8 protein-coding genes are annotated in these 14456 nt (G+C 49.2%); 1 reads left to right on the forward strand and 7 read right to left on the reverse strand.

What is annotated here, in order from left to right:
• Positions 1–28: 28 nt before the first annotated feature.
• From IEV98_RS01890 to IEV98_RS01915, 6 genes are all read right to left on the reverse strand, one after another.
• Entirely contained in the window at positions 29–1579 is a 1551-nt protein-coding gene (locus IEV98_RS01890; protein ID WP_188504239.1) for a RagB/SusD family nutrient uptake outer membrane protein, read from the reverse strand.
• Positions 1580–1610: 31 nt separating this feature from the next.
• Positions 1611–4685 (reverse strand): SusC/RagA family TonB-linked outer membrane protein, encoded by a 3075-nt coding sequence (locus IEV98_RS01895; RefSeq protein WP_188504240.1) that lies wholly within the window; start codon positions 4683–4685, stop codon positions 1611–1613.
• Between the two features lie 97 nt (positions 4686–4782).
• Entirely contained in the window at positions 4783–7092 is a 2310-nt protein-coding gene (locus tag IEV98_RS01900) for an alpha-L-rhamnosidase-related protein (RefSeq protein ID WP_188504241.1), read from the reverse strand.
• 32 nt (positions 7093–7124) lie between these two features.
• Positions 7125–9617, reverse strand: a complete 2493-nt coding sequence (locus tag IEV98_RS01905) for an alpha-L-rhamnosidase-related protein (protein WP_229738522.1) — start codon at positions 9615–9617, stop codon at positions 7125–7127.
• 2 nt (positions 9618–9619) lie between these two features.
• Positions 9620–10468: an IolE/MocC family protein gene (locus IEV98_RS01910; protein WP_188504242.1), complete on the reverse strand. Its 849-nt coding sequence runs from the start codon at positions 10466–10468 to the stop codon at positions 9620–9622.
• Complete coding sequence (locus IEV98_RS01915; RefSeq protein WP_188504243.1) at positions 10468–11283, reverse strand: phytanoyl-CoA dioxygenase family protein; 816 nt, start codon at positions 11281–11283, stop codon at positions 10468–10470. Before IEV98_RS01915 ends, IEV98_RS01910 begins: the two co-directional genes overlap by 1 nt.
• A 138-nt stretch (positions 11284–11421) precedes the next feature.
• Between IEV98_RS01915 and IEV98_RS01920 the strand changes: the two genes are divergently transcribed.
• Entirely contained in the window at positions 11422–12300 is an 879-nt protein-coding gene (locus tag IEV98_RS01920) for an AraC family transcriptional regulator (protein ID WP_188504244.1), read from the forward strand.
• A gap of 12 nt (positions 12301–12312) precedes the next feature.
• Here IEV98_RS01920 and IEV98_RS01925 read toward each other — a convergent pair whose 3' ends face one another.
• Positions 12313–14430 (reverse strand): carboxy terminal-processing peptidase, encoded by a 2118-nt coding sequence (locus tag IEV98_RS01925; protein ID WP_188504245.1) that lies wholly within the window; start codon positions 14428–14430, stop codon positions 12313–12315.
• Positions 14431–14456: the final 26 nt, after the last annotated feature.

The raw sequence follows: 14456 nt of genomic DNA on the forward strand, positions 1-14456 counted from the left end.
CTTTCGTCCCGTACTCTCCTGCTATAGGCTATTCATACCCCGGATTTTGCGTCAGATTGTTGTTAATCTGCATTTCACGGAATGGGATAGCGTAGATGTACTTATTTTCGTTGATATCAAACGTATTGGGAAGCAGCCATCCGTAAAGCGCCTTCAGGCGCTCGCCTTTTGCCTGGATCGTTTCGATTGCCATTCCGTTGCGGATCAGGTCCATCCACCGGTGGTTTTCAAACGCCAGCTCGTGCCGCATTTCGTCAGCCACATCCTGCGCCGTAACGGTAGTGAGCGCGGCCAAATTTGCCCGCCTTCGTACCGCATTGATATAGGGCAATGCCTCATCGTTGCGCCCTTGCGTCACTAAGCTTTCGGCTAACAACAACAAAGCCCCCGCATACCGGAAAACCGGCCAGTTGTTATCGGTATTAAACTCAACCTGAAAGGGTGGATGCAGGTATTTCTTGATGAAATACTGGTAGCCTACACCTGTTGAGGGTGTAAAACCCACGGGGCTTTTTACCGTCGTGATGGTCATCACATTATTGTCGTCTACCGCACCCTCTGCTACTGCAATGGATGCTGGTAATCGCAAATCGCCCGATTCATAGGAGTCTACCATTTCTTGCGTGGGTACGTTCCAACCGCCGCTGGCCAGACCACCGCGGGCATTGGTACCATTTACGCCGAGAATGAAGTCCGGATTGGTGGCCTTGGGGATAAATCGCCAGATGAAATCGCTATGCTGCCCTTCGTTACCCTGCTTGTATTGCACTTCGAATATGGACTCCTTATTGTTTTTATGTACCGGATCAAACACATCGGCATAATTGTCCATTAATCCATAATTCATTTCGGTAATATCCAAAAGTTCTGCGGTTGCCTTTTCGGTTTCTTTTGTAGGTTTAGCCAAATATGCATACGCCAACAGCATTTTTGCCGCACCTTTTGTTGCTTTACCCGACTGCGGGAATGTGGCCGCGACAGGCAACAGTGGAATGGCGGCATTCAAGTCCGCGACGATCTGGTCGTATACTTCGGCAACGGTAGACCGTGGTATAAATGCTTCGTCCGTTGTTACGATTTCCTTCAGTTGGAGTGGTACCCCACCGAAATGTTGTACCAGATCGTAGTAATAAAATGCGCGCAGGAATAGCGCTTCGCCAGAGATTCGATTCTTTTCTTCAGCTGTTAATGATGCGTTTTCCAATCGGCTCAATATCGTATTGACCTTGGAAATACCCTGGTAAGCGTTGCCGTAGCGGTTGCCCGGTGAATTGGGCGATTGGCTGGTGGTGTTGTTATCCCTGAATTCCGGATACGCTTCGGCGCTGACAAATGAACCCCTATCGGCCGCATACCGTGTAAAGAAGGTGTTATCTGATCGCATTTCGTCCATATAGATACCCATGAAGGCGATTCCCCTCAGGTTGGTGTAAGCGGCCGCTGTTGCTTGGTCGAACTGATCTGCAGTTTGATAGAATGAAGCGGAGCTCAGTGACGTGGGCGGAACAAGGTCAAGAAAATCGTTCGAGCAGGACGTAAGCGCCAGTATCGAAACGGTGAGATATGCTATTCTTTTCATGATGATTCTTTTTATTGATGTAACTGCCTTTCTAAAAACCCAGACGTATACCCGCAGAAAATATTCGTGGAACGGGATAGCCCGTAAAATCACGTCCTTGGTTCAACCCGTTCAATCCATTGATCCCCGCTTCCGGGTTAAGTCCGGGGTAATTGGTGAGTATGAAGGCATTCTGGGCGCTTAGGTAAGCACGTATGGACTTAAAATAGGTAATAGCCGGCGAATTGAACGTATAGCCCAACGTGATGTTTTTTGCCGCGATGTACGAACCATCAAACACCTGCCTCGTCGTGAAATTGCGAAAATCTTCGGTAGTGCCGCTACGTGTACGGGGGTAGATGCCATCACCTGGGTTTTCCGGTGAACGCCAACGGCCTGCTACACCTTTCCTGACATTGAAAACGCCATCGAGATTTTCGGTGGATTGGAAAGCATTGTCCGAGATATCGTTGCCCACCGTTCCAGCAAGTACGATACTTAGATCAAAGTTTTTGTAGGAAAATGTGTTAACCAAGCCATAGGCAAATGTAGGGTTAGGATTTCCAATAAATGTTCGGTCGTGGCTGTCTATGATACCATCCGGAATACCGTCCGGACCGCTGATATCTTCGAAACGGGCCGTGCCCACCATGGATGTAGCGCTGTGTGGTTGGGTTTCGAATTCCTCCTGGGTCATATACACCCCGGTATTGATATATCCATAAAACATCCCGATAGGCTGTCCCACAGCCGTGCGATTGTCGTCCCAATACAGGTTATAGCCCCCTATCGGTGCATCGTTCGTTCCCAGTTTCTTAACCACATTTCGATCAAACGAAATGTTGAAATCAGTCGTCCATTGGAAGTCGCCCACGAAGTTTCTGGACCCCACGGTAAACTCGTGCCCCCAGAAGTCAAAGCGGCCTATATTGGAAGTGATACTCGAAAATCCAGACTGTATGGGAATATCGATGCCATACAGCAGGCCATCGGTTTTCTTCCAATAGTAATCATAGGTAAAGAACAACCGGTTGTTGAACAGTTCCACATCCAGCCCGATGTCATAGCCTTCAGTACTTTCCCAGGTGAGAAAGCTGTTGCCGATGCCGTTCAATGATTTGCCCGGCGTTACCTGATTGTTAAACACGTAATCATTACTGTTTACCGCGGCTAGGTACGTATAGTTGCCGATGTTGTTATTGCCGACCTTACCATAGCTCACCCGAAGCTTCAACAGGTCGATCGCTTGGATATCCTGCATAAACGATTCTTCGGACACTACCCAGCCGAGCGATGCCGATGGAAAACTACCGAACCGGGTATTTTGACCGAATTTGGAGGAGCCGTCACTGCGGAATGCGAATGAGGCAATGTACTTTCCTTTGTAATTATAATTCAACCGCCCCAGGTAGGACAGCAGTGACCAATCATCGGCACCGACGTTGCCGATGCGGGTGATGGCCGCACTGATCCATGGAATGTCATCGTCAGCAAACTCGCGGCCGTCTATATTGCTGTTTTCGGAAGAAAACTTCTGGACGGTGTAACCTCCAAGCAGTTCGAAATGATGGTTGTCGTTGATTGATTTTTGGTAAGTTAACGTGTTTTCACTTAGCCACGTCAGAAAATTACTGGTACCATAGGAACCGGTAGCCATTTGCGGGGGAGCGCTCCCCAACCCACCTTGCGAGGTGGACGGATTAAATGCCCGTGTAACGGTATTATCTGTATTCACATTGAAGCTGGTTTTTGCCTTTAAACCGTCCAACAGTTCGTACTCGATATAGGCATTTGCCAAGAAACGGTTTGCCCGGGCCTTACGGATACGCTCCGTAACGACACGGTACCAGTTTGGATTTGGAAACATGCCTGGCTGGGAAAACGCAACAGGGTACGTGCCGTCTTCATTTCTGTAGGACAGGCTAGGGTCCATCAGATACGCTAATTGAATGATATTCCGCCCATTATCTAGGCCGGACACACCGTTATTGTAGCCGTTGGAAAATTCCAGGTTGAGTCCAAGTGTAAGGCGATCGGTGGCATTATAAATGTTGTTGGTCCGTGCAGTAATCCGGCGGTCGGAAGTATTCAAGATTACCCCTTCTTGCTTATTGAGGTTCAGGTTAAATACCGACTTCAGCTTCGGAGTTCCCGCACTGTAGGAAATGTTATAGTTTTGATTCACGGCTTCACGCAGCAATACGTCGAACCAATCGGTACCATAATTTCCAGCGTAGCGGCTTGGATCGGCATAAACTTCCGGCACACCGCCGGTATACCCCTCATATCGGGCAGCGTCTTCGTAGTACTCCTTTTTAAACTGTGCGAACTCCTCCGCATTCATAAGGTCCGGCCGTCCTCGTTGAGGCACCTGCTGCAACCCCATATTGGCGGAAAGTTCGAGGTATTGCTGACCATCTTTGGCTTGTTTAGTAGTAATCAACACCACGCCGTTGGCCGCACGTGATCCGTAAAGTGCTGCCGCAGATGCATCCTTCAATACGCTGATGGATTCAATCTCATCCGGGCTAAGCGTTTGGAGACCACTGGCGGAAGGGAATCCGTCAATGACAATGAGCGGTTGGTTGCCCGCGCCGATGGATGCTGCTCCCCTGATGCGGAAGGACATCTCCGAACCCGGCGTACCGGAATTATGGTTAACCTGAACGCCGGCCATCCTTCCCTGCAACTTCTGCCCGATATTGGCTACCGGCATGTCCCTGAGTTTTGTGGCATCGACCTGCGCGACGGCCCCGGTGAGTTCCCTTTTCTTCTGGGTACCGTAGCTGACCACAAAGACTTCCTCCAGCACTTCCGAGGTGGGCGAAAGGTGAACCTGTAAGGTATTGCCCGTTAGGGGCACGGATTTACGCAGGTAACCAACCGAGGTGAAGACCAAGGTATCGCCCTGCGGCGCATCGATGGTAAAGCGCCCTTCTCCGTCGGTCTGTGCGCTGGTTGATGTGCCCTGTAAGGTCACGGTTACACCACTGATGGGGGTTTTGGTAACCGAATCGGTCACCACTCCCGTTGTCCGTGTCTGCGCGATGGCTAGACTACTGCTAGCTACAATGCAGAGCAGTGTCTTCATGCAGAGAACGAATCGTTTGCAATGCTTCGTTTTCATAATTAAGTGGTTTGTTACGTTAAAAATTGTTTATTAATCGGGTTTTTATTAACTATTGCTTACTGAATATGCTGTTGGCTAACGACTGACACTACCGCTAAAACAATACGAATGACCACGTCCCCTGCCCGACTTCAAAATAGAAGTAAGCATCATCTTCCTTGTAATAGGCTATCGATGGATCGCCATTGACAGAAATTCTCGATAAATTTGTTTTCAGCTTGGGCACGCCTACGCGGGCATTGGTGTTAGGCGGGATATCCACGGATAAGGATACACGATCTTCCGCGCGCTTTAGATCTACGGTAATATTACCCTTTACCGTAGGCGTGATGCAATGTATTTCATCCAATGTACCAGGTTGGGGCAGTATATGAAACGTGTCGAAACCAGGTTGCTCGGGAGCAATGCCAGCAACATATTGATGCATCAGTGTCAACGGTCCGCCCGACCAGCCATGGTTATATGATCCACCACCATAACCCGCCGAACCGATACCCCAACCTTCCCATAGGGTAGTAAGTGGGCTTTCCACCATATTGGCATAACGCTTCTTCATCCTCGCTAGTCCGCCCGCGGCGTCGCCCATGACGAAAAAAGACTCCAGAATGTATTTTTCCATATATGGGCTTGCATGGAATTCACTGTGCAACACCTTTTTTATGGCATTGTACTTGCCACTGTCAGCAAGCCCCGCAACTACCGCCAACCCATTCCCGCGATCATCGACTACGCCCAGATTCGAAGGGCTTTTATAAGCGGTTCCGTTCCAGAATTGGCTGTTGAAATTTGATTTTATGGATTCCGCCGCTGCCCGGTAGCCGGGGATATCTGCTTGGTTGCCCGTAAGCGCTGCCATCCCAATAGCTCCTTCCAATGCCAGGTAATACCATGCATTTTCGATTACCGGGGTATCAATATCAGCCCCCCAGTCCAACCAATCCCATCCGCCGGCGCGGTGGATAAGCAACCCGTCTTCACCGAACTTCCACAACTTCAAATAACGCCTAACGGCCGGGTACACATGATGCATCAAAGCCGTGTCCGCGGTATACTGGAAATAATTCCAGAACCCATATTTACCAATACTGGCGAGCATCTGCGCAGGCAGCTCCCTATCCCAATTGCCAGCAGGTACCGGCGAATACAGCACGCCATCCGCCTTCTGCCAATCAACCAGGTTGCGGATCGCTTTCTGAATGGCCAGGTGGCCATTCCCGTCGCATGCATACAGGATTTCACCCAGCAGGATGACCGCATCGCCCCACCATTGCGCGCGTTCGCGGTCCGGATCCTGAATGGCATCCCGCAGGTTAATATTGAGCGTAGTATACGACTTTTCCCAAAGCGTATTGAAAAAAGGATCATCCGCCCTGAAAACACCAACCTGCTCAGTATTGTAGCGGGTTTCGCGGTATTTCAACTCCAGGATGTTGACTCCCTCGGGGATTGCATAGCGGACTTCGTGCCCGTTCATATATCCAAAGGTCTCAAACTCCTGTACCCCTTCTCTCGTGATATATTCCGTACGTACATTGTACTCGCTTCCCCCTTTGTAGTTATCCGTTCGGATATCGATCTTCAGCCCGCTGGGTGCATCGATTTTCAAATAAGGTGTTATGGCGCTATTCTTAGGTAGTTTGGCTACGATGGTGTCGCCGTTACTTTTGACGGGCAAATCGCCATCATTGGTATAAGCGACCAAGCCGGAGTCGTTCCACATCGGGATCGGTCTTTTTTCCAACTTATTCCAAGGGGCGGTAGGCGGATTGCCGTATGAGACGACCGGCTGCCAGGCAGTGTTGCCAATGTCTCCAACATACCAATTCGGCAGGTCTTGCCTTGCATCGAAATGAATATTGAACTCCGGCAGGCGATAATTGGGAAGCGGTGGCCCGGTATGGCCAAAAGCGGCATGTCGTATGGCTTTCCAGGTCGTGTCTGAACGCAGCACTTCCGCACCTATCGTCGCTTCAAACAGCAGCGCGGATTTGCCACTATTCTTATGGTTGAAACCATCCCGCCCCCAATACCATGTCAATACCGCAATATCGTTCTTCCCGGGTACGAGGTAAGGAGCTAGGTCTACATCGTCATAGTACGTATCACTCGGATTTGGACCTCTTTTCAGCTGGCCTTCAAACACAACCAGCTCCCCATTTACCCAAAGCCAATATTTTGAATCTGTAGCTATTTTGGCGTGTGCGACCTCTGGCACTTCGCTAAGCTGGTACGCGCGATGAAAGGCGGTCCACACATTGGTATCGCGCGCTGCGTGTGGGATTCCTATCCATTCTGCCTGCCAATCCGTAGGTTGACTGAAAGCCGGAATACCAATCAGCATGACCGCGATGTATCGGAGAGATTTAATCAGAAACAGCACTATACCTCTGCAATGATTTTCCATGAATTGATTAGTTTAGTAAACACTGCCGCTCGCTAAAGCGCCCGAAGCGCAAACGTTGCGGGACCGGCCACCCCCGCATTCATCATCAACGACCCGTCTGAGGCCACCTGTCTATCTTGGACCTGGTCGTTTATCGCGACCTGATAACGGGCACCCGGCGTAAGCCCATGAATGACCAGCCGCTTCCGCTGATCACCCTTTACGGTCCATCGATAGTTACCGGCTTCCCATTGGGCAACTTGCAGATCGGTGAAATCGCCCCGGTTAGCGTGTAAGACCAAGCGCGTCGTTTCTTTATTTTGGGGATAATAGACCACATGGGTGCCCATTCTACCTACGCCGAATGCTTGGTTACTCTGCACCGAAAATTCAGTTGTACGCACCTTGTAATCATTCACATGCAGCGACAATTCATATACCGTGTCACGCAGGGTGTACGCGAATTGCGTACCGTTAAGCGCCGGTACCATGTTTGGCTCCAGGCCTAGGCGGTTCCATTTGGGGCGGATACCATAGATATCGCTGTACAATGCGGTCACTGTGGTGGCTATGCCCGCCAAGATATCGGTACCCAGCCCCTGCTGATCCACCCGGCTGTACCGTTGTGATGAAAGGCCATCTTTACGGTATTGGGCCAGGATGTTCCGGATATATTTCAAGGCTAACTCCTTATCGTATTGCACATAAGACCGTATACCTAGGTATCCCCAAGTAGGGAATATATCACCGTTTTCATAGCGTGGAAACGGCCAATTGTTATCGTGTACCTCTTCCCGTTTAAACGAATCAAAACATAATGGCCAATGAAACAGGTTTTCTTGTCTGGTACGCTGTTCGATGTTCTCCAGGACTAGCGCTATACGTTGCTCATCGTCGCACAGGCCAAAAGCAATAGCAGCAAAATTAACCGGCGTCACCAGGTTGTCGCCCCGCACTGTGCCGTCATCATCTCGCCAGTACACATACTGTTTCTTTTCTGGCGACCAGAACCCGCCATCGTCGACCGTTTTGTTGAACGCCACCTTCAATCGATTGGCTATCGCCGTATAATATGCAGCCTTTTTGGGATCTCCCAGCACCTGTTCGCATTCCACCCACTGCTTGAGTGCCTCATACAGTTGGGCATTCACAAACGCATTCTCGAAACTTGCCCATACAATGTCTATCCAGTCACTGGCTTTCTGCTCGCCGACATTGTTGTTGACCATTTCAAAAATTCCATTGCCATTGGTATCCCGGCGAATCAACCAGTCGAGCGCACGCTCGCATGATGCCTTATGCGAGCGCAACCATGCGATATCGCCGGTCTGCTGGAATTGTTCCGCAGTGTTGATAAGGTAGCCCGTCTGCGAATCTACGGTATATCCCCACATGGCTTCATAGTACCCTGTTTCAGCATCATATGTACCGGCTATTTCATCACCGGGCACGTCGTGCCAGCGCGAGAGCACGCGGCCATCGTCAAGCATTGCCAAATCACGTTCCTGGTCCAGCGTGGCGGACAGGTTGTCGGTATAATTTTCGTCGTTCAGTGCCAGGCCGATCTGTGCAAAAAAAGGCTCATGCAGGCATTTCCAGTTCGTGATCCAGCCATTGGCACCCACGATACGGTTGTCTACCACGCCATATCGGCCTGTGGTATTGAGTAATTCGCGGACCGCAGCCGCATCAATGCCAGGTAGCGTTCCCCGGTCATAAGCTTCGAGGTAGTTGATGTAGCCCAATTCATACGTTACCTCGATTTTGCCCCGTTTTACTTCAAATGGTGCAAATACATCCGCCTTCTGGTGCACAAAACGGCTTAGGTTAAAACGCTGGTTCAGCTCTTCTTCGCTAACCAGGTGGGCGCAGGCAAAGATGCCCTGCTCATGATGGGAATATTTAGTCGCAACAAACTGATTATTGCCAGCACGTGTAGTGATGCGCAAGCCATCTTCCTCGTCTTCGTTCCAGAAGGTCACACCGCCGGTATGTACCCCATAAGTATCGTTAGGCGACGACAAGTATTTGCACCAAACCATCCCGCCGTTGTCCAGTATCCCTCCTTTCCAAGTATTAAGATCGGCGAAATGCCAGCCCGGCATAGCCATGTCTTCTACCATTAGATTTTCCGGATACGTGCGACTGATGGTCCACAGCACCTTATTTTCCTCCAGCTTAAACCGCCATGACTCGGTGATATTTCCAAGGGTTATTCCTTGCAGCGTTACCTGGTCAGCCATTAACGAAACCTTGATTTGCTGATCTTCTCCCCATGAAGTCCAATGCGCATCAGCTGTTCGTAAAGCAGTAAAGATACCTGCTTGGGCCAATGTGTTTTTGTTGTTGATAAGCAGGTCGGTCACCTTACCGCCCGATTCGTAGTCGATGTGCAAGGCAAGCCGTTTATCGGCCGTGGTGATCCGGATGGTCTTCGCCTTGGAATCATGGTCAACCTGGCCAACGACACCACAAGCGATAAGCATCAGCCAAGCTGCCATTGAAAACCGCCATAGATTCTTAACCAAATCGTATCGTTTAATCATCGTTATAATTCGTTTACTTTTAATCGGTATCGTGCTTCGAGCAATTGTTTCATCCAGCAGTTCAGTTCGTATTGATCCGCAATGGGCTGTATGGTCTGCGGAACATAAGCCATATAAGGATAGGGGCCAAATTCGGGTGTGATGGTTGCACAAGAGCAGTCTACCTGTCTTAGGTGGTCAATCCAACGATCCCACCATACTAGATGGTGATTCAATGCCACTTGATTTTCGGGCGCCCGTGGATCGGTGACCTGCGGGCCCTGTGGATGTCCAACCCGGGCATGGACATGCTTGGTATGTTGGATAGCCAAGTCAATGGCATCCTGCTGATCTTCAAGATAGCTTTCGGACACGCAGACCCAATGGGATAAATCCAGCGCCAGCGCTAAGGCAGGAAAAGTTAACAGGTAGTCCTTGACCACATGCGCCGCGTAAGACCATTTGTTACGGTGAGTCTCGTGAATGATCGGGATGGATGATTCTTGGGATATCCGGCTACACAGTTCAAAACAACGTTCCATTTGAGCCTTCGTATAATATTCGCGCCCGGTCTGGGAAACAATAAACCGAGGCCTCGCCGTTGCATGCTGGTACGAGAGTAATGCATAGAGATTGCGCTCCAATGCATCCAAGTAACGATCGAAGTTCGCTCCTTCTTCCAATTCCGCATGAAGCAGGATGTACGAAAGGCCGATGTCGTTGAGTACGGCTACCATCTCTTCATTTCTTGCCATATCTCCTAACGGGAATACCTCTACGCCGGCAAAGCCATCGTCTTTGATCCGCTTGGCGAACACCGGCCAAGCGATGTGCTCCGAGCCCCAACGCGGGCAAAAGAATTCGATATCCATTACGCTTTATAAATCAGTGGCATTTGCTCGTCATTATCCAATACGTCCCCAATTTGAAGTGTTTTTACGTACGCATCTGGAAGGATATTGGGAATGCCATTATAGGTGTTACCATCGGGCATGTAGGCACAGGTCATGGCACGCCGAAACCCCGGTGTCATATTGGCATGCGCACCATGAATGGTCAATCCATTATGAAAGGAGCAGCTACCTGCTTTCATTACCGCCGCGCGCGATTTAGTTTGCTTGAATTCCGGGTAAACTTCGAAGATGCCGCTCATGTTTTTTCCTATCCCGGCATTTTTGAATGTGGTTCGTTCGTGTGAGCCTGGAATGAAAAACAAACAGCCATTTTCCAGCGTAGCGTCATCCAGCGCTACCCAGATGGATAATGCCCGTCGGTCTGAAAAAGACCAGAACGGCGTATCCAAATGCCAGGAAGTCGGATTTGCCCACGGCCGCTTTATCAATGCCTGGTCATGCCAAATCCGGATGCCATCTACACCGGCCAATTCTGCGGCCATCTTACCGATACGCTCATCCAACATAAGCTGCTTGACCTCCTCATTGGTCTGCCAAAGATTCAACAGCTGATCAAACACATTGTTGAAGTAAGTCGCGTCTTCGTTGATGCCATCGTCTTCGCCCACGCGTATCTCCTTGCCCGGTATCTTCAATCCATTCCGTTCAGTGATGGCCTGTGTCACTGCATGCCGCCAATATTCCAATTCAGCCTCATCCAAGAAATCTTCAATGATGATGTATCCGTTTGCGTTATAAAAGTTGATTTGCTCGCTACTGAGTGTGGTATTCATAAATGTGCGCTAATTGGTTAAATACTACCGCAAATGTAACTGCTAAGAACATGCAATAAAATAACCAAAGTCGACCATTATTTGTACTTTTTGATATTTTTACTTTATGTTTGAATTGACCGATTAGCAAAAAATATCATGGAAAACTACCACAAATACCTACATACAAGCAATATAGATAAGAAATGGGGCTTCTACATCAATACAGTCGGTTATTGTAAAACCAATAAAAACATGCACTATCCGTCATCAGCTGAACATCCGACTGACCATGCCTTTTCGTGGAATAAAGGGCGAATCCTCGATGGTTTTTACATCGTGTTTATCACGAGTGGTAGCGGGGTTTTCGAATCAGCCCAAACTGCGCCTCAGGTGGTCGATGCAGGCACTTGTTTTGTGCTTTTCCCCGGTGTTTGGCATCGCTATAAACCTAATCCGCTGGTCGGGTGGGAGGAATATTGGGTCGGCTTTAACGGCACCTATCCGGCACAACTTATGGATAGCTTTTTTAACTGGAAAAATCCAGTTTTCAAAACCGGGCTCAACAAAGACCTCCTGGCCGCCTTTACTTATTTACTGGCCGCTGTTTCCCAAGCGCAAATGGGCTATTCACAAGTTATTTCAGGCATTACATTGGCTATTTTAGGCATACTGAATAGGGTAAACCTGACTGCCTATTCTGCTGATGACCCTGAATCGGTGTGGGTATCTCAGGCGGCCTTCATGCTGCAAAACAGGCTGTCAGAAAACATCAATATAGAGGCGTTAGTTCAGGAATTTCCCATCAGCTATTCCAAATTCCGAAAAGCATTCAAGCGCCTGATGGGTAAGTCTCCTAATCAGTATCACCTAGATCTCCGGTTGGATAAGGCCGAGGAATTACTACGGAATACATCGCTATCCATCAAGGAAATCGGATACCATACCGGATTTGAATCTCCTTACTACTTTTCTCGGATATTCAAGGAAAGATTCGATGTTTCGCCGAAGGCGTTCAAGCGGCGGCCGCACTCATGAATAGCGTATTTCCTACTTCTGCAACGCCACGTAATCTGCCATCACTGCCAAGCTTTCTTCCTGTATGAAATCAAGGCCCTCATCCACACCGGTGGTAGCCCCGCCACCCAATGGCAAGTTGATTTTCATTTGCTGTAGTGCATCCGACCGGCTTTTTCGCTTCAGCCGCCCCTCCTCGCGTTCCTTTTTCAGTTTATCCTCCAACAGTGTGACGCTCGTTTCGGCTTCCTGCTTCTGCATCATTTCGATATCCTCCAGCAAAAACTTATAGGCAGGTGCGCCATCCATGCGGGTCTTATGCGCTGTGGCCAACCGGGCAATAACCGGACCCAAATCGGCAACGGGGGCAAAATCACTCGCATTGATCTGATCCCATGGCAATGCCGATGGTTCTGAGCTCTCGCCATATTTTTCGGCAGCGTATAATGAAGGAAACGTAATATCGGGTTCTACGCCCTTATGCTGTGTACTGCTACCTGTAATCCGGTAAAACTTAGCAAGGGTAAGATTGATCTGACCGAATTGAGGTGCCCCCTCCGGAAACCCTGCCTTATCATCGGCTTGTGCCTTAAGCAATAGGCGGTCTGTAGGGCTGATCACCCGGCTCATATCGATAGCCGACTGCACCGTTCCTTTGCCGTACGACTGAGACCCTAAAATAATTCCCCGTCCATAATCCTGCACTGCTGCTGCAAAGATTTCAGATGCTGAGGCACTAAACCGGTTGATGATAACACCTAGCGGGCCATCCCACGCCACGCCATCTTCCTGATCACTGTTGACCTCAATACGATTGCGCGTATCACGCACTTGTACCACAGGCCCTTTATCGATAAACAATCCCGTCAATTCAATTGATTCTTGTAGGGATCCGCCGCCATTGAAACGAAGATCCATAACTACGGCGTCCACGTTTTCCTGTTTCAAAGAATCCAGTAACAGGCGTACATCACGTGTAGTGCTCTTGTAATTCGGGTCATTTTTACGGTAGGCCTCAAAATCGATATAAAATTTGGGAAGGCTGATGATACCTACCCGGTAGGTTTTGCCGTCATCACCCACCACCTCCTTGATTTCTCGCTTGGCTGATTCATCTTCGATCACTACCCGATCGCGCGTGAGGGATACAATCTTTGGCTCTGCAGTAAGCTCCTGCCCTGCAGGAATAACCTTCAGACGAACCACGGTACCCTTCGGGCCTTTGATTTTGGTCACAGCGTGATCGAGCTTCCAACCGATGATATCTTCAAACTCGCCATCTTCGCCCTGTGCAACACCGATAATGCGGTCGTCTATCTGCAATGCTTTCTCCCGATACACCGGGCCGCCAACAATGACATCTGCTACCTTCACCACCTCGTTTTCGGTAGTGAGCCTCGCGCCTATCCCTTCAAATGTATTGGCCATCTCCTCATTAAACCGCTGCGCAAAATAAGGGTTAAAATAGCTAGTATGGGGGTCTATCGCATCCGTAAGTGCAGTCATGATCACCTGAAAAGCCTCGTTATTGTCGGTCTTTTTGGCCATTGAAATCAGGTTTTTATAACGGTTTCTTAGTGTTTCTTTTTGCTTTACAGTTGCCGAGTCGCTTCCGTTTCCGCTGATGCGCAGGTTGAGCAGGTCGTATTTCACCCGCTTGCGCCATTGCTCATTCGCCTCGGCTTCCGAGGTAAACCATCCTTCGCTTTCCCGATTGTAGACGTAGGTTTCATCCACTGTAAAGTCATGAGGCTCGTCGACCTGTGTAAGTGCATAGTCCAACCGGTTGAGGTAACGCTTCATATACAAGTTGAAAATATGATATGCAGCACTCAGGTCTCCTTCGCGAAAGTCTTGCCCTAAGGTATTGCGATATTGCTCAAACTCGTCGATATCCGACTGCATTAAATAATTCTTGCCCTGATCCATTGCTTCGATCAGGTTATTGAAGATAATGGAAGAGATGGAATCGTTAAACGGAACTTTTTTATAGCTCACCGATTCAAACAAACCCACCACATCTTTGGCAATCACCGCATGCTGGGGTGTTGGCTGTAAAGCCCCCGCCTCCGCTTCTAAATTGACGCGTGGCTTGGATCCACAAGCGGCTATGGCAACCACAAACAATGCAAAAAAAACTTTCTTCAACATATTCTCCATACTATTTATATTCCTTT

The organism is Parapedobacter pyrenivorans, from assembly GCF_014636865.1.
In the GTDB taxonomy this organism is placed as follows: domain Bacteria; phylum Bacteroidota; class Bacteroidia; order Sphingobacteriales; family Sphingobacteriaceae; genus Parapedobacter; species Parapedobacter pyrenivorans.